Source organism: Pseudoalteromonas sp. MBR-15, from assembly GCF_053628915.1.
The window spans coordinates 75,852-91,159 of the sequence record NZ_JBRJHH010000006.1; the positions used below are offsets into that span (position 1 = coordinate 75,852).

Consider the following 15,308-nt stretch of genomic DNA (forward strand, 5'->3'; position numbering starts at 1 on the left):
ATTACAGGCGTGTATATGGTGACTATGGATATTCACTATATACACGGCGAAACCTTGGCTAAGAGTGAGGAAGCCAAAATAGATTTAGCAAGTATGGATTACTCCATTGTAAAGCTAGCTGCGGATTATCCTAAAGCTAGCCAAGTTACACTTACTCAAAGTATGGGCCGTCCTTTGTATTCTTTTATTAATGGAGAAAATGGAAAAGTAGCAATAGATGCTAAAACTGGAGCTGTTCAGGCCCTTGTAGATGAAACCAAGGCTAAAGAAATCGCACAATACCATTATGCGCTGAATCATCAAATCGACAGCATAAGGTTGATTAAGTCAGCGACAAACTTGCCTGCTGAGTTGTCCCCAAGGCATTTACCTGTTTGGAGAGTGACGTTTGAGCAATTCTCCACACCGACATTTTATATAAGTCAACAAACAGGATCACTTGTTGCCAAGCGTCATGATTACTGGCGATTGTTTGATTGGATGTGGCGGTTCCACATTATGGATTACTATGATGGAGAAAACGTATCAAACTGGTTTTTGTTCTTGGTCGCAACTCTAGGTCTAATGGGAGCAATTACTGGCGCAGTATTGACTTATTACCGAGTGCTTTCCCCAAATAAAAAGAGAGTCATTTGATGCGACTATTTAAGTTAAATACAACGATACACAAGTGGCTTTCTTTATTTGTTGGTTTACAACTGCTTATTTGGTTGGGAACGGGCCTTTACTTCAATTTGATGGATCACAGTAAAGCCAGTGGTAATGAACTTAGAGTTCATTCTCATCATGAAGGTAGCATTACAGGCTTTGACCTATTCCCTATTAAAGACATTACTAGTAATGCTCCGCAGGAAGTAAACCTTATATGGGTTTTACATCAGCCTTACTATCATTTTGTGTTCGATAAGGGGCAGCATAGCTATCAAGAGCGCCACTCAAAGCTATTTGATGCTGTAACAGGAAAGCCATTTAATTTGTCTGAAGAACAAGTACTAACTTTGGCAAAAAACTCCTACTCAGGACAGGGTAAGTTAACTACTCCAGTGTTATCTCAACCTCCGTTTTCTGATCACGTAAGGCAGCAAAATCCTATGTGGCAAGTTGCCGTTGAGGATGAGAACAATACAACTATTTATTTAGATAGTATTACAGGTCAAGTACTTCGCCATGCCAATGATGATTTCAGATTGAAAGATCTGATGATGAAGCTTCACTTTATGGACTATGGCAATTCTGGAGGATTTAACCATTGGTTGATCATTGCATTTGCTTTTGCAACGCTATTCCTTTCAATTACTGGTGTTACTTGGCTGATACAACAGTATAGAAGTGGTTTACTGAAGCTAGGTTGGGGCACTAACAGGCAAAAAGTGGCAGTGACGTTTTCCAATGAAAATACTATTACTGACATCTCAGCAGTTGGTCGCTCAACTGTATTAGAAGGGCTAGCTAGTTCACATGTATACCTTCCTTCAGGTTGCGGTGGTGGCGGTACTTGTGGCAAATGCGTGTTCTTAAGTTCAACTAAATTACCTATCACACTATCTGAACAGGAACATTTATCTCAGGAGCAACTTAAGGAAGGTTATCGGCTTGGATGTCAGCATAGGTTCTCTGAAATTAGTTCGATTGAAGTTAATACTGATCGCAATATTGAAAATCATGAGCTAGTTGTGGTTGCGACTAATTTCATTACTCCTTTTATCAAGGAAGTGAAATTTAAGCTGAAATCAGGCAAACAGTTGGCATTTAAAGCTGGTGCATATATGCAATTTGATGTGCCAGCAGGGATGAATAGCTTACGTCCAGATGATATGCCAGAGTGCTATGAAAAATACTGGGATAGCTACTATCATGGAAAATTTTCTCATAACGGTGTAACTCGCCACTACTCATTAGTTAACTTTGACGAGGAGTCTGATGAGTTAATGTTTAATATCCGTTGGCAGACCGCAAAGAATGGTTTTAAAGCAGGAATAGGTTCAAGTTATTTAGGTTCACTCCAAGTAGGTGAAACGATAACTGCAAGAGGCCCTTTTTCTGATTTTTATGCCACTTCAAATAAAAAAGTTAGTCGCGTGTTTATAGGTGCGGGTTCAGGACTTGCACCACTGAGGTCTATTATTTTTGAACAGTTGAAAAAGCATAAAGATAAAAGTGGTTTGACTCTTATCTATGGTGCGCGAACTGAAGATGACTTGCTATACCATAATGAATTGAAGTCACTGAGTGAGAAGCATAAAAACTTCTCTTATATTCCTACTCTTTCTAATCCTTCAGAAGAATGGCAAGGGCACTCAGGCTATGTTCAAAAAGTACTTCTGCCGTATATGAACCAAAAAGCAGAACTGCATTTGGCTGAGTTTTACTTGTGCGGTCCAGAAGCAATGATGAGTGAAGTGGAAAAAATAATTACAGATGCTGGGATTCCAAGTAATCAAATTTTCAAAGATAAATTTAGTCGTTAATCCATTAAATAAATAGAGGTATATATGAAAACATTAATTAAACTTTTAACCATAATCAGTGTTGTTTTTAGTAGTGCAGTATTTGCACATGTGCATCTTGAAAAAAGCGTGCCTGCTGATAATGCAATGCTAATGAATACTCCAGAAAAATTGACATTGGGATTTAGCAAAGAGGTACGTGTAGTTAAAGTTACGTTGAAAAATAAAAAAGGTGAAAATATTAAATTTGACTTTAAACCATCAAAAGAAGCTTCCAGAGAGTTTTCATGGGAACTACCTAAATTAGCTCCAACAAACTATATCGTTGATGTGACCTATTTAGGTAAAGATGGACATAAAATGAAAGATAGCTTCGGCTTTATGGTTCATTAGTAAGGCTGTGTGATTGATATGGAAATGTATATCTGGAATACAGTCATTGTACTGTCAAAAATTGTATTTTACGTCGGCTTTGCCTGTATTGCCGGCTATACATTTTTCAGACAAATTTTTGAGCATAATGAATCTCATAGTAATGCTGTAATAGCGAATTTAACGTGGACAAGAACTTATATAGTTATGGCTTTGATCGCTAATATTACTTGGTTCTTTGCCAGTACTGGTGCAATGGCAGAAGAGGGAATTCAGGGGGCGATAGACGCTGATATATTGGCTATTATGTGGGACTCCTCTGTCGGCACTGGAGCTTTGCTTCGAGCGCTTGGGCTAGTTACCGCAATAATCGCTTTAGCTTTAAGGTTCAAACTCGCTGTGAACTCGTACTTAAAACAAAGCGCTTTAATGTTGAGTTTATTAATCCTTGCATACTCATTCACGTTACTGGGTCATATTTCTGAGTTAGGCACAATTGAAAAAGGCTTGCTTATTTTGCATGTGCTCGTTATGGCATGGTGGTTTGGGGCGTTATTGCCACTAAAACAGGCTTGCCATCAGCTAAGTTATGCAGAACTTCATTTGCTGATGGAAAGCTTTGGCAAACAAGCAAGTTTTACATTGAGCCTATTGTTGGTAGCAGGCCTCTGGCTCGTGATTCAATTGGTCGGAAGTCTTGATGCACTAATAAGCTCAAGTTACGGACAAACACTGTTGTTTAAATTGGCCCTTGTAGTGTCTATTTTGGCACTTGCTGCTAAACATAAACTAATACTCGTTCCACAACTTAAAAATAGTCAAGGCAGAGAGGCTTTATCTAAATCTATCTCGATAGAAATGGTAGTAGCTTTTGCCATTTTATCTGTAACGGCTGGGCTTACTAGTGTTGTTGGCCCTGCAAATTAAAACCTAAAAGAGAGAATGAAAATGAAAACAATAAATATATTACTCGTTTTATTAATGACGTTTAGTTTCGCAGCAAACGCTCATGGTGATAAGAACAAAGACAAAGGTTTGTTTAAAGGTATAGATACCCCAGCCGCAAAAGTTGTTTTGGCATTTCATCAAGCACTTGAAACTGGCAATCAAAAACAGGCTAGAGCGCAGTTAGCGGATGATGTCACCATTTTCGAGGGAGGCCGCGTTGAAAGGAGCGCTGATGAATATGCTCATCATCATATGTTGTCGGATATGAAGTATTTAGCAGCGATGAAGAGCGACACACTTGAACATCAAGTGACGATACTTGGAAATACCGCTATCTCTGCGTCGCGCAGTCAAACTACAGGTACTCATAAAGGTGTTGAACGCGATTATCAAGGCATGGAAACGATGGTGCTGGAAAAACAAAATGGTGAATGGAAGATTAAGCACATTCATTGGTCACATTAATTTATTGTTCAAACAACGGAGAGTAAAATGAGAAATAACAATCCATTACATCAAGTTTCTACGCCACGTAGACGCTTTGTACAAGGATTAGCTGCTGGCGGTGTATTAGCTGCTTTTCCAAGTGTTCTTCATGCAGCTTCATCTTTGCTTGCTGGAACTTCAACAGGTACTGCGCCCGAACTAAGTGGGGAAGTCATAGATCTGGTGATAGATGAGTCACCAGTAAACTTCACAGGTGTTGTAAGAATGGCTACAACAATCAATGGCTCAATACCAGCTCCTACCTTGCGCCTCAGAGAAGGTGATGACGTTACTATCAGGGTAACGAATAAATTATCAGTGCCGAGTTCAATTCATTGGCATGGGATCATTCTTCCGTATCAAATGGATGGCGTACCGGGTATTAGCTTTAAAGGTATAATGCCGGGTGAAACCTTTGTTTATAAATTTAAGCTGCAACAAAGCGGCACATATTGGTATCACTCACACAGTGGTTTTCAAGAAATGACAGGTATGTACGGCGCATTAATTATTGAGCCAAGAGAAAAGGATATTATTAGTGCTGACAATGAGCATGTCATCCAATTGTCTGATTGGACTGATGATGACCCAATGGATTTGTTTCGCAAGTTAAAAGTACAGAGCGATGTATTTAACTTTAATCAACCTACTGTTCCAGAGTTTTTTGATGACATTTCAAATAGCAGCGTTTCAAATGCGCTACAACGCCGGGAAATGTGGAATAAAATGAGAATGAACCCTACAGATCTTGCAGACTTATCAGCATCTGCAATGACTTTTTTAATGAATGGTTGTGCGCCTTTGACAAATTGGCGTGGAATGTTTAAAGCTGGCGAAAAGGTTAGGCTTAGATTTATTAACGGTTCTAGCAATACGTTTTTTGATGTAAGAATACCTGAGCTGAAGTTAACAGTTGTACAAGCTGATGGACAAAATGTTGAACCTGTGACAGTAGATGAATTTAGATTTGGTCCCGGTGAAACTTATGATGTACTTGTCGAGCCAAAAAATGACGCATATACGATTTTTGCACAAAGCATGGATCGCTCAGGTTATGCTAAAGGTACTTTATCAATGGCACCTAACGTTGATGCACCAGTACCTTCTTTAGACCCCGTTGAGTGGTTAACGATGACAGATATGATGGGCAATATGACCCATGATAGTGTGCATTCTACAATGGCTGATACGGCAGGTATGTCGGGCATGAATTCTAATAAAATGGATCATAGTGCAATGGGTCATGGAGCGATGGCAATGGATCATAGTAAACATGGAATGACTAAAAACCCATTAGCTGTTGCTAGCACTAAAGTGCGTCATGCAAAAACAGAGTATGGAGCTTCTGTTGATATGCGTGTTGATATGCCTAGAACAAACCTTGATGATCCCGGTATAGGTTTACGTAAAAATGGACGCCGTGTTTTAACACTTGCAGATTTACATTCTCTTGAGGGAATTACAAGCCAGCAAGAGCCTGAGGCTGAAATTGAATTACATTTAACTGGAAACATGGAGCGTTATAGCTGGTCATTTGATGGCTTGGAATTTGGAAAAAGCACGCCAGTTCACATGAAGCATAATCAACGTTTAAGAGTTATTTTACAAAACGATACAATGATGACACATCCAATGCACCTGCATGGTATGTGGAGCGATTTGGAGAATGAAAAAGGTGATGTACAGGTTCGTCGCCATACTATCCCTGTACAACCAGCGCAAAGAATTAGTTTTTTAACAACACCTCATGACGTAGGTCGCTGGGCATGGCATTGCCATTTATTATTCCACATGGATGCAGGTATGTTTAGAGAGGTAGTTGTATCATGAGAAAATTAATACTAACCAATACGTTAAAACTATTATTAATAGGTTTGCCCCTTATAAGTGTATCTGTATCTGCAAAAGATGAGATGACTGAGATGGGTGATTCTAAAATGCAAGCACAAGGTGGAGATGCACCTAAAGATGCTAGAGACCCTCATGCTTATGCCGCAGGTACAACATTGACTGAAGGTCCTTATGCACTCAATAGCGACAAACGACTGACTTTGGCAGATGAGCATTCATTTTACGCGCTACTAGGGGATCGTCTTGAATATAATGAGCAAACAAACGCAGGTGTTTTTGACTTTCAGGCATGGTATGGCACTACTTTTGATAGATTAGTCATCAAAACTGAGGGAGATTTTAGCGAAGGTAATTTAGAGGAGAACCAAACAGATTTTCTATGGGGCCACGCAATATCTGCTTATTGGGATACACAAGTCGGTATTCGACTTGATTACAATAACGAAGGTGAAAACCGCAAATGGCTAGCTTTTGGTTTACAAGGTCTAGCCCCTTACTGGTTTGAAATTGATATGACTGCGTATTTAGGAGAGCAAGGTAATAGTGCATTTTCGATCGAAGCTGAGTATGAGCTATTACTTACTCAAAAGTTAATTGTTCAACCACGAGCAGAGTTGACGCTTTACGGTAAGGATGACGTCCAAAATAACCTTGGTAGTGGCTTATCTAGCAGTGCTATTGGTTTTCGGGTTCGTTATGAGTTTACCCGCCAGTTTGCTCCCTATGTTGGCGTTGAGTGGACAAATAAATTTGGTAATACAGCCGAATTTGCGAAGTTAAATGGGCAAAGTACTCGTGATACTGCTTTTGTTGCAGGTATCAAGTTCTGGCTCTGATGTGAAGAAATACTATATTGACTTGATGAGAGCTACCGCAACTATATTGATGGTAGCTTTTGTTTTTTGGGATTTAAACCATTTTAGTTATGTTAGGAAAGGCCTAGCTAATAGTTTTTTTGGAAAGAACTAAGAGCAGTAATAGTAAGCTACTTCTTGTTTTCAGTCTGTGCCAGTCTGGTGTATACCTATCAAGGTGGAATATCAGCTAAGAAGTAAAGTTGGCGAATGGTAAAGGTTAAAGAGTCAAGCCAAAAAACATCGCCATTGAAAGACGTACAATAGACTATTTTATCACTTTTGATGAACGGGAATTGGGTGTGCTCGGGATAGAACCGATTGTTGCAAAGTACTGCGCTTAAAGCTGAACAATTGGAAAAATGATCCCTTACTCAATACCTAGTTATGAGCGTAGGGTTTTTATTTTTTTTATGGTGCTCATGCTTGGCTTCAATCTCATGAGTATAAATCAGACACCCCTTTTATACTTGTTAAGTTTAAGCTGTTTAAAAAAGTAAAAAGTTTAGGTTTTAGTTCAAAGGTTGATCAAGATCATAAAATTATTTTTATAAAGTGGCTAATATTGTAGGAGCTAAAGAAGGAATGATAATGTTTGGACTTTTCAGGTGGTTTAAAATAGTGATAATAACTGTGTTGCTTACGCAGCATAGTTTTGCTACAGCTAAGCCAATGAATTGTGAAGAACATCAAAATGGATCTTCCGACACGCATATTATGCAACGAAGCAAAAATATTCACCATCAATCAATGAATGACAATAGTCACTATCACACTGTAAACTCGCAAGACTCTAAACACCGTCATGGTGATGAAGTCTGTGAAAAATGTAAAGCTAGTGATTGTGTTTGTTGTGAGGGGGGATTTTGTTCAAGCTTTCATTTAAATCCCTATCTTGTGCAAGCGCAAGAGGAAGGTATTTGCAATATTTACTCTGAGCTATTTCTACAGCGTACACCTCTACCAAAATCTGGTATCCATCTCTTACTTTATCGTCCACCAATTATTGGCTAATCACGGGATCAGTGCGTCTTTTTTTCGCCACTCCCATCAAAAATAGAATGACTTATTCATTGATTTAAATAATCAATTGTTTTGAACGATTAGTACGATATTTTGAAGGCACTATGAAAATTCTCAAACTATTGCCATTTACAGTACTTAATGCTGTCGATTTTGGCCGAGATTTCTCTTTTACCAAAAAATTATTTTTTAGCTTATTCACTAGAATTAGTACTTGACCTGTGTCTTAGACACAGGTCTAAGCTGTAGGTGAGAGTACAAACTTAGGTGAAAAACTAAGGAGTAAATATGAAAGTAGCAGAACTGTCAAAAAGCCTTGGAACGACTGCTGATACGGTGCGCTATTACACGCGATTGGGACTGTTAAAACCTGCTAAGTCAGTGAACGGCTACAAGTCATACTCGAATAAAGAAGTATCGAGACTTAAGTTCATTTTAAGTGCCAGAAATCTTGGTTTTTCCGTTGCTGATATCAAGCAAATTCTTAATGAATCTGAAGATGGTACAAGTGCGTGCCCATTAGTCAGAAGCCTCATCAAAGAGCGGCTTGAAGAAACAGAAAAACAGTTTCAAGCAATGTTGGCACTTCGAGGGAAAATGTCTTCAGCGCTTTCTCAATGGGAAGAAATGGAAGACAAAGCGCCGACTGCAAACATGGTTTGTCATCTCATCGAAAACTTTGAACAAATTAAAAAGGCATAGGAGGAAAAATGGTAACTACTAATACAAATATAGAAACCGAATCAGGCTGTTGCTGTCAGGCAAAAACTCAATCCTCTTCGTGTAAAAGTAAGGAGAATACGTTGGAAAAAACATCACAAAGCCAACAGCTCATCATTGAAGGCGCTGGGTGTGCTAGCTGTGTAGGCAAAATTGAAGGGGCGTTAAAGGCAACTCATGGAGTCGTCAGTGCAGAAATGAATTTTGCTGATAGGACTGTAACAGTTTCTGGGACAGCTAAGACAGAAGAATTGATCAAAGCTGTTGAGTCAGTGGGGTATAACGCGAAGCCAATTGATGATAGCTCAGCAACAGATGCGCTTGACGAGAAAGAGGCGGCGGATTGGGCATATTACAAAAAGCTAATGCGCGATACGTTTATTGCCCTTTCACTCGGCGTTCCTTTGATGATCTACAGCATTGTAGTTGGAGAAATGACAGTTGAAACAAACCTTGAACGCATGTCTTGGCTGGTTGTCGGTATTTTAACTTTTGGTGTTATGTATTTTTCAGGTAAGCATTTTTATGTTGGCGCTTGGAAAAGCTTTAAAAACCACTCCGCTAATATGGACACACTAATAGCTTTGGGAACAGGTACAGCTTGGGTGTACTCAATGGTTGTTGTGTTTGCACCTGACGCCGTTCCATTGATGGCACGACATGTCTATTTTGAAGCTACCGCCATGATCATTGGCTTAATTGATTTAGGTCTAGCATTAGAAATAAAAGCCAGAGGTAAAACCTCTGAGGCCATTAAACGTCTTATCGGCTTGCAGGCCAAAACGGCAACTGTAGTTCGTGATAATAAAGAGGTTCAGATAGGTATCGAACAGGTTTTGCTTCATGATGTTGTGAAAGTAAAGCCGGGTGAAAAAATTCCCGTAGATGGCGTTGTATTGGAAGGACACACCTCTATTGATGAGTCCATGCTGACAGGCGAACCTATGCCTGTTGAAAAAGCCGAAGAAGATGAGGTTGTCGCTGGTACTTTGAACAAATCAGGCATGATTTTATTTAGAGCGACACGCGTTGGTAAAGACACGGCGCTTGCACAGATCATCAATATGGTGAAACGAGCGCAAAATTCAAAACCGCCGATTGGCCGCTTGGCCGATGTTATTTCCGCCTATTTCGTTCCTGTAGTCATGATCATCTCGGTGTTAAGTGCGTTAGCATGGCTTAACTTTGGCCCTGAGCCAGCAATTGCTTTTGCTATCGTATCAGCAACTACTGTGCTTATTATTGCCTGCCCGTGTGCTTTAGGCTTGGCAACGCCTATGTCTGTCATGGTGGGAGTAGGAAAAGCAGCAGAAGCCGGAGTACTTATTCGCAACGGTGAGGCACTGCAAACCGCCTCTAAAATCACTGCCATGATTTTAGATAAAACGGGCACTATTACTGAAGGGGCACCTAAGGTAACCGATATTGTTTTAGCAAAAGCTACTGACGAAAAAGACGTACTACAGCTTGCAGCAAGTTTAGAAAGCGGCTCAGAGCACCCTTTAGCGCAAGCGATTGTTGAAAGTGCTTTAGATAAGGATATTGAGTTACTAAAAATTGAATCGTTTAATGCTATTACGGGTTTTGGTGTAGAAGCAAACTGTAACAATAAAGTCCTGCTTTTTGGTAACGATAAACTAATGAAGTTAAAAGGCATAGACCTCACAGGCTTTGTTGGAAAAGCCCAGTCTTTAGCCAAAGAAGCCAAAACACCTATGTACTTTGCTGTAGATGGTGAACTTGCCGCAATCATTGCTGTCGCAGATCCCATTAAGTCAGACTCAATCTCTGCTATCAAACGGCTTCAGGCTAATGGTATACGCGTCATCATGTTAACAGGTGATAACAAGGAAACCGCTGCCGCTGTTGCCAAAAAAGCAGGTATTAGCGAATTTCTTGCTGAGGTGCTGCCAGAAGATAAAGCCAACAAGGTGAAAGAGCTACAAGGCAGTGGCGAAATTGTTGGTATGACAGGAGATGGCATCAACGATGCTCCTGCGCTAGCGTTAGCCGATGTTGGCTTCGCCATAGGCACAGGGACTGATGTAGCTATCGAAAGTGCTGACATTACCCTAATGCGTGGTTCACTTCATGGCCTTGCCGATGCCATAGCGGTAAGCAAAGCTACTTTACGAAATATCAAACAAAACTTGTTTGGCGCGTTTGTCTATAACGTAGCTGGGATTCCTTTTGCTGCGGGGGTTCTATATCCCTTCTTTGGCATTCTGCTTAGCCCTGTAATTGCAGGTGCTGCAATGGCGTTTTCGTCATTGACTGTGGTGTCAAATGCAAATCGACTTCGCTTTTTTAAAGCAAAAGAGCATTAAGGAGAAGAGCGATGATGTTAATTAACTTATTAGGCTTAATGTTAATCGCGCTGATTGTTTGGTGGTTTTGGCTATATAAACCCAATAAAACAATCGTTCAAGGTAATGAAGTACTCATTGAAGTGAGGGATGGCGTGTATTCCCCATCCTCAATTCAGGTGTCTGCTAGCCAACCTGTTACCTTGAAGTTTATACGCAAAGATCAATCCCCCTGCGCTGAAACAATGCTTATTCCTTCATTGGATATAAGCGAACAGCTTAAGTTAAATGAAATTACTCAAATTACCTTATTAAACTTGTCACCGGGAGAGCATGAGTTTCACTGTCAGATGCAAATGTATCGCGGTGTCTTAAAAGTCGTTTAGGAGGGCAATATGAAAAATCAACACCCTAATTTTTGGTCAACACCTACAGGCTGGGCTGCACTGGCACTTATTGCCGCAGTGACCTACTTCTTAGTGCTTGAGCATGGTCAACATACGCTGCAATTTCTTCCCTACTTGATTTTATTGCTATGCCCCTTGATGCACGTATTTATGCATGGCAGTCATGGTAAACATGGTCACGATCATTCACATGCGCCTGATGAAAAAAAGGAAGAGAGCTTTCAAGAACTCACGGATAAAAATGCAGCCTATCGCGATGGCTACATACAAGGCTTAGAAAAGGCACGTAAGGAATCACATAAAAAGGAGAGCAGTGATGAATGAAACATATGATTATGGCTTATGGTCAATGGTGATACTGAACTCAGCAATTTTTATCTTTTTTGCCTTTAGTTTTGTCAAACCAAAAACATCAACTGATTGGAGAAGTCTAAGCGCGTTCTCTGCCTTTATTGTTGCCCTATTTACTGAAATGTATGGCTTTCCTTTAACTATCTATTTTCTGTCGGGGTGGCTGACGGAGACCTATCCAGAAGTAAATTTCTTTGCGCATGAAAATGGGCATTTATTACATACTTTCTTTGGATTTCAAGGTGATGCCCATTGGGACCCATTTCATATAGTGAGTATGGTGTTTATTGTTGCAGGTTTCTTTATGTTGTCTTCAGCATGGAATGTATTGCATCACGCGCAAAAACATCATCAATTGGCTACAACTGGATGGTATGCAAGATGTCGCCACCCACAGTATGTAGCTTTCATTCTAATCATGTTCGGCTTTTTATTGCAGTGGCCGACAATCCCAACACTTGCGATGTTTCCGATCTTAGTCGTTGTTTACGTCAAGCTAGCGAAACGCGAAGAAGCACAGGCGATTGCTGAATTTGGTTCGGAGTACCACAGGTATATGGAATCGACACCAAGTTGGATCCCAAGTTTTAATAAAAGTGTAGAAGGTAAAAATCATGAAAACGTTAACTAAATCAATTTTATTTATTAGTTCACTACTGATAACCACTAGCTCATTTGCCCAAAACAATGAGCATAAACATGAAGGTGCGAACAAAGCTGATATGCATCAAGGCATGACAATACCACATGAGAACATGGGAGAAATGCATAAAAAAATGATGGAAATGAAAAAGGAAGTCCATGCCATTAAAACTGAAAAAGATCCTGACAAGCAACAGCAGATGATGGTTGAACATCACCGTTCAATGATGAAGATGATGCAATCCATGCACAAAAATATGGAAGAAATGCCAATGCATCAACAAATCAAGATGACTGAACATCATTTAGAAATGATGGAGAACATGATGCCGCAGATGAACCGGAAAATGGAAGAAATGAAAGATAGCAATCAACAGCATTCACACAAACATTAGGAGAAAAATTATGAGCGATTTAGATCATAGAGTTGGCGTTAGAGAGCAAAATTTAGTTGTTCGAAATCTAAAGCTTAGCAATGTCACAGAAGAAAGCTGTGACGAGTTAGTAAAAGAAATAGATCAGCTTTTTGGTATAGATGAAGTTAGTTACAACATCAAAGAAGGTGAAATACACCTTGCCTATGATGCCGCAAACGTAAGCCTTGATGGGATTGAGGAGGTAATCCGTAAGTATGGCGCAGATGTTCATGATGATTGGTGGACACATACTAAAGAAAGTTACTATAAATTTGTTGATCAGAACATCAAAGATAACTCTGTTCATAAGCCTTGGAGTTGTCATCAAGCACCTTCGGGGGCTGGCCGGAAAAACAAATGAATTCATAAAAAAGTGTATAGATAATTAGTTAGTCAAATGAGGTAACAGTGATGAAAACACCCTATATAAAAGCTCTTTTATTGCTTACATTCGGTTTATATTTAGTGGGTTGTTCTAATACCACTTTTTATCATAAATACATGATGAGAGGTCAGGTAGTAGAAAGTTCTGATAATCGAACTCTAATCTGTATTGGTGCTAAGCATGGCGCAGAGGTTGGGCAAAAATACAGTGTTATTAGATTCCATGAAAGAATAGTATTGAGTGAAGGTGACGATCCCTACACTATCGAAAAGGTAGGAACGGTACAAATTACTAAAATTGTGAATGATCATTTCGCAACTGTAAAGCTAGTGTCTGGTGACATTGCAGCGAAAGATATGGTGGAACTTGAAAACTAATAAAGTGGTGGCGAAAGCCACCACAAGAGCATAACAATAAAACTTAATGAAAAAGCTTTAGTGTTATTTTGTACAACCTTTGAGATTGTTTGCTCAGTTCTGGTTATCTTGATGCCAGTACGACAGAAAAAATGTTACATATGGATTAGAAAGGTGTGGGCTGGCATCCTAGGTCTAATCTTAACAGTTAAGGAGCCGCCGAATAGAGCTATACCTTTACATCAGCAGCATAATCAATGCTCCCGCGATCATAAATAAGTTTTCAGATAGCGATACAAATCCAAGTGGCACACTACTATCGCCGCCTACACAGGCACACTTTAACTGGCGTTTGTCAATGTAAACGGCTTTGAAAACTGAAATTGCTCCAACTGTGCCGATAAACAATGAAAATGGTGCCACTGCGAGAGGCTGTAGTTGGGCAACCATACCAATACCTGCATATGCTTCAATGAAGGGATAAATATAACCATATCTTATCCATCTCATCGCTAGTAAATCATAAGTAATAAACGAATTTGTGAAACTGTATAGGTCTTTCAGTTTTTGCACCGCTAAGAGCGTCATTGAAAAAGCTATAAATAGCATCAGTGTTCTGATGGAGATAAATGAGCCGGAAGCAAAATGTTGAGATGCGACAGCAAGAAGTGCAGCTATCGAGAAAATGGCTACAACTGGCGTGTAGGTTGTGCCAGTTTGACCTGCTTCATCTTTACCAAAATACTCTCTTAAGTCATCGTATCCTCCGACACGCTTTCCTTCAATAAAGGTTTGTGGCGTAGTTTTGACATCATGCTTATCTTTGAAGTCATCAGCTTGTTGTCTTGACGTGAGCTTATGATCTTCTACATCATACCCTTGCCTCTCCAGCAAATCTTTCGACCTTAAACCATAGGGGCAGATATGTTCGTCAGTGACCATTCTGTACAGGGTAGCTGTCTTAGTCATCTTAGTCTCCTTTGTTCAGTGTGCCTTCAAACTTTGGGAGCGGTCGTTGCTCAGCCTGAGCTTGTGAGCTGACCTTTCCATTTTCAGAAATATCCTTAATCAGCCATTCCATTTCTTTTATTTCTTTTCGTTGGGCTTTAATAATACCATTTGCCAATTCACGCACGCGTACATCCTCCAAAGTTGAATGCTCACTAGTAAGAATAGCAATGGAGTGATGAGGAATCATCGCTTTCATGTAGGCAGTGTCAGAAATTGTGCTTTGAGAGCGAACAAGATAAAGACATATGGCGAACAGTATTGTCGCCAATAGAAAAATAGCCATGTTGAGCTTCTTGTTACTGTACATGCCAAGCATAAAGGCCAGCATGATCATTGCCATACCTGCTCCCATATACAACGCCATATAGATACGCGTTTCACTAAACCATATATGTGATACTGCGTAAGTGTTGAGATACATCATGACAAACATAGCAATGGTTGAGGTGATGATCATTGCAGCAAATCTTGAGTATTTCATAAGTAATCCTTACATTGATAGTGTAAATATTTCCCACTGTTAGCCTATTATTCTCTACATGTGGTCATGTTCTCGAAAAATTGCAAGTAATGAGCCAGTATCAATAAGAGTATTTGTAATACGATTGACTCAATTTCAGCGCAATTATTGTGAATCAGTACTAATCTACACATTTCGGTGTAAGAGTTTATGGGCAAAAAATCTTCTTTGAAGGAGATCAAATCAGCTTATATTTAGAGTTTGAGTTTTGAA

General features: G+C 39.7%; 18 protein-coding genes. 16 read left to right on the plus strand and 2 right to left on the minus strand.

Going from position 1 to position 15,308, the window contains the following annotated elements; genetic code table 11:
- Window positions 1–24 precede the first annotated feature (24 nt).
- The 16 genes from ACSSVW_RS09835 to ACSSVW_RS09910 all read left to right on the plus strand — a co-directional run bounded on the left by ACSSVW_RS09835 (window position 25) and on the right by ACSSVW_RS09910 (window position 13,585).
- A complete protein-coding gene (locus tag ACSSVW_RS09835) occupies window positions 25–636 on the plus strand; it encodes a PepSY domain-containing protein (protein ID WP_226899251.1) in 612 nt (203 codons plus the stop codon).
- Window positions 636–2,468: a 2Fe-2S iron-sulfur cluster-binding protein gene (locus tag ACSSVW_RS09840; RefSeq protein ID WP_045979604.1), complete on the plus strand. Its 1,833-nt coding sequence runs from the start codon at window positions 636–638 to the stop codon at window positions 2,466–2,468. Before ACSSVW_RS09835 ends, ACSSVW_RS09840 begins: the two co-directional genes overlap by 1 nt.
- 24 nt (window positions 2,469–2,492) lie before the next feature.
- The gene (locus ACSSVW_RS09845) at window positions 2,493–2,840 is read left to right on the plus strand and encodes a copper resistance CopC family protein (RefSeq protein ID WP_016708251.1); all 348 of its coding nucleotides are present in this window, start codon (window positions 2,493–2,495) and stop codon (window positions 2,838–2,840) included.
- An 18-nt stretch (window positions 2,841–2,858) separates the two neighbouring features.
- Entirely contained in the window at window positions 2,859–3,746 is an 888-nt protein-coding gene (locus ACSSVW_RS09850) for a copper resistance D family protein (RefSeq protein ID WP_045979603.1), read from the plus strand.
- A 15-nt stretch (window positions 3,747–3,761) separates the two neighbouring features.
- On the plus strand, window positions 3,762–4,232 hold the full coding sequence (locus tag ACSSVW_RS09855; protein ID WP_008467847.1) for a YybH family protein: 471 nt from the start codon (window positions 3,762–3,764) through the stop codon (window positions 4,230–4,232).
- Between the two features lie 27 nt (window positions 4,233–4,259).
- Window positions 4,260–6,083, plus strand: a complete 1,824-nt coding sequence (locus ACSSVW_RS09860) for a copper resistance system multicopper oxidase (protein WP_045979602.1) — start codon at window positions 4,260–4,262, stop codon at window positions 6,081–6,083.
- Complete coding sequence (locus tag ACSSVW_RS09865) at window positions 6,080–6,940, plus strand: copper resistance protein B (RefSeq protein ID WP_045979601.1); 861 nt, start codon at window positions 6,080–6,082, stop codon at window positions 6,938–6,940. Before ACSSVW_RS09860 ends, ACSSVW_RS09865 begins: the two co-directional genes overlap by 4 nt.
- A 609-nt stretch (window positions 6,941–7,549) precedes the next feature.
- Window positions 7,550–7,972 carry a hypothetical protein gene (locus tag ACSSVW_RS09870; protein ID WP_045979600.1) on the plus strand — a complete coding sequence of 141 codons (423 nt, stop codon included), beginning with the start codon at window positions 7,550–7,552 and terminating at the stop codon, window positions 7,970–7,972.
- Window positions 7,973–8,269: 297 nt separating this feature from the next.
- Entirely contained in the window at window positions 8,270–8,683 is a 414-nt protein-coding gene (locus tag ACSSVW_RS09875) for a MerR family transcriptional regulator (protein ID WP_045979599.1), read from the plus strand.
- A gap of 101 nt (window positions 8,684–8,784) precedes the next feature.
- Window positions 8,785–11,028 carry a heavy metal translocating P-type ATPase gene (locus ACSSVW_RS09880; protein ID WP_045979598.1) on the plus strand — a complete coding sequence of 748 codons (2,244 nt, stop codon included), beginning with the start codon at window positions 8,785–8,787 and terminating at the stop codon, window positions 11,026–11,028.
- Window positions 11,029–11,039: 11 nt separating this feature from the next.
- Window positions 11,040–11,393 carry a cupredoxin domain-containing protein gene (locus tag ACSSVW_RS09885; protein WP_045979597.1) on the plus strand — a complete coding sequence of 118 codons (354 nt, stop codon included), beginning with the start codon at window positions 11,040–11,042 and terminating at the stop codon, window positions 11,391–11,393.
- Window positions 11,394–11,402: 9 nt separating this feature from the next.
- Window positions 11,403–11,738, plus strand: a complete 336-nt coding sequence (locus ACSSVW_RS09890; protein WP_016708242.1) for a DUF2933 domain-containing protein — start codon at window positions 11,403–11,405, stop codon at window positions 11,736–11,738.
- A complete protein-coding gene (locus ACSSVW_RS09895; RefSeq protein WP_016708241.1) occupies window positions 11,731–12,396 on the plus strand; it encodes a methyltransferase family protein in 666 nt (221 codons plus the stop codon). The genes ACSSVW_RS09890 and ACSSVW_RS09895 overlap by 8 nt, the downstream gene beginning before the upstream one ends.
- Window positions 12,380–12,802, plus strand: coding sequence for a hypothetical protein (locus tag ACSSVW_RS09900; RefSeq protein WP_062566152.1), 423 nt, complete (start codon window positions 12,380–12,382; stop codon window positions 12,800–12,802). Before ACSSVW_RS09895 ends, ACSSVW_RS09900 begins: the two co-directional genes overlap by 17 nt.
- A 10-nt stretch (window positions 12,803–12,812) precedes the next feature.
- Window positions 12,813–13,184: a hypothetical protein gene (locus ACSSVW_RS09905; RefSeq protein WP_019677951.1), complete on the plus strand. Its 372-nt coding sequence runs from the start codon at window positions 12,813–12,815 to the stop codon at window positions 13,182–13,184.
- 50 nt (window positions 13,185–13,234) lie between these two features.
- Window positions 13,235–13,585, plus strand: a complete 351-nt coding sequence (locus ACSSVW_RS09910; RefSeq protein ID WP_062566151.1) for a hypothetical protein — start codon at window positions 13,235–13,237, stop codon at window positions 13,583–13,585.
- A 216-nt stretch (window positions 13,586–13,801) separates the two neighbouring features.
- Here the strand turns inward: ACSSVW_RS09910 and ACSSVW_RS09915 are convergent, their stop codons facing one another.
- Window positions 13,802–14,533, minus strand: a complete 732-nt coding sequence (locus ACSSVW_RS09915) for a MauE/DoxX family redox-associated membrane protein (protein ID WP_016708238.1) — start codon at window positions 14,531–14,533, stop codon at window positions 13,802–13,804.
- A 1-nt stretch (window position 14,534) separates the two neighbouring features.
- A complete protein-coding gene (locus ACSSVW_RS09920) occupies window positions 14,535–15,056 on the minus strand; it encodes a DUF305 domain-containing protein (RefSeq protein ID WP_008109672.1) in 522 nt (173 codons plus the stop codon).
- Window positions 15,057–15,308: the final 252 nt, after the last annotated feature.

Coding starts and splice junctions, on each gene's coding strand:
- ACSSVW_RS09835 (WP_226899251.1), top strand. CDS start 25: ATGGATATTCACTATATACACGGCGAAACCTTGGCTAAGAGTGAGGAA.
- ACSSVW_RS09840 (WP_045979604.1), top strand. CDS start 636: ATGCGACTATTTAAGTTAAATACAACGATACACAAGTGGCTTTCTTTA.
- ACSSVW_RS09845 (WP_016708251.1), top strand. CDS start 2,493: ATGAAAACATTAATTAAACTTTTAACCATAATCAGTGTTGTTTTTAGT.
- ACSSVW_RS09850 (WP_045979603.1), top strand. CDS start 2,859: ATGGAAATGTATATCTGGAATACAGTCATTGTACTGTCAAAAATTGTA.
- ACSSVW_RS09855 (WP_008467847.1), top strand. CDS start 3,762: ATGAAAATGAAAACAATAAATATATTACTCGTTTTATTAATGACGTTT.
- ACSSVW_RS09860 (WP_045979602.1), top strand. CDS start 4,260: ATGAGAAATAACAATCCATTACATCAAGTTTCTACGCCACGTAGACGC.
- ACSSVW_RS09865 (WP_045979601.1), top strand. CDS start 6,080: ATGAGAAAATTAATACTAACCAATACGTTAAAACTATTATTAATAGGT.
- ACSSVW_RS09870 (WP_045979600.1), top strand. CDS start 7,550: ATGTTTGGACTTTTCAGGTGGTTTAAAATAGTGATAATAACTGTGTTG.
- ACSSVW_RS09875 (WP_045979599.1), top strand. CDS start 8,270: ATGAAAGTAGCAGAACTGTCAAAAAGCCTTGGAACGACTGCTGATACG.
- ACSSVW_RS09885 (WP_045979597.1), top strand. CDS start 11,040: ATGATGTTAATTAACTTATTAGGCTTAATGTTAATCGCGCTGATTGTT.
- ACSSVW_RS09890 (WP_016708242.1), top strand. CDS start 11,403: ATGAAAAATCAACACCCTAATTTTTGGTCAACACCTACAGGCTGGGCT.
- ACSSVW_RS09895 (WP_016708241.1), top strand. CDS start 11,731: ATGAATGAAACATATGATTATGGCTTATGGTCAATGGTGATACTGAAC.
- ACSSVW_RS09900 (WP_062566152.1), top strand. CDS start 12,380: ATGAAAACGTTAACTAAATCAATTTTATTTATTAGTTCACTACTGATA.
- ACSSVW_RS09905 (WP_019677951.1), top strand. CDS start 12,813: ATGAGCGATTTAGATCATAGAGTTGGCGTTAGAGAGCAAAATTTAGTT.
- ACSSVW_RS09910 (WP_062566151.1), top strand. CDS start 13,235: ATGAAAACACCCTATATAAAAGCTCTTTTATTGCTTACATTCGGTTTA.
- ACSSVW_RS09915 (WP_016708238.1), bottom strand. CDS start 14,533: ATGACTAAGACAGCTACCCTGTACAGAATGGTCACTGACGAACATATC.
- ACSSVW_RS09920 (WP_008109672.1), bottom strand. CDS start 15,056: ATGAAATACTCAAGATTTGCTGCAATGATCATCACCTCAACCATTGCT.